The sequence below is a fragment of the Pseudomonas brassicacearum genome (assembly GCF_003732265.1).
Classification (GTDB): Bacteria; Pseudomonadota; Gammaproteobacteria; order Pseudomonadales; family Pseudomonadaceae; genus Aquipseudomonas; species Aquipseudomonas brassicacearum_D.
The window spans coordinates 1-300 of the sequence record NZ_MOBK01000278.1 but is presented as its reverse complement, the minus strand read 5'-3'; the positions used below and the strand labels follow the sequence as shown (position 1 = coordinate 300).

Here is a 300-nt window from a genome sequence, read left to right as displayed (position 1 = left end):
AGATGACTTCACAGGGGAAGCAGTTGTCTGGAAATGTGGAGGCATTCGATGACCTCATCTTGGGTTATGGCCTGAAGAAACTCACCGAAGTATTTGAAGAATTGATGGCGGTTTCAAAAAACAATCACCGGGATAATTTGCAGGGTGTGGTGGAAATGGGCAGGGTTAAAGCCGCAAAAAATATTCCCGGTTGGTTGCAGCGACTGAAACACAGCACGGCTTCTCAGGTTACCCGCGTAACGATTGAGCAAATGAACGACGCGCAACAACGTCAGCAAGACCTGCGCGTTGAAGCGCAAG

The 300-nt window shown here is 49.0% G+C and carries 1 protein-coding gene; it reads left to right on the top strand.

Going from position 1 to position 300, the window contains the following annotated elements:
• A partial coding sequence (locus tag BK660_RS31255; RefSeq protein ID WP_123436442.1) for a hypothetical protein occupies positions 1 to 300 on the top strand: 300 nt, incomplete at both ends.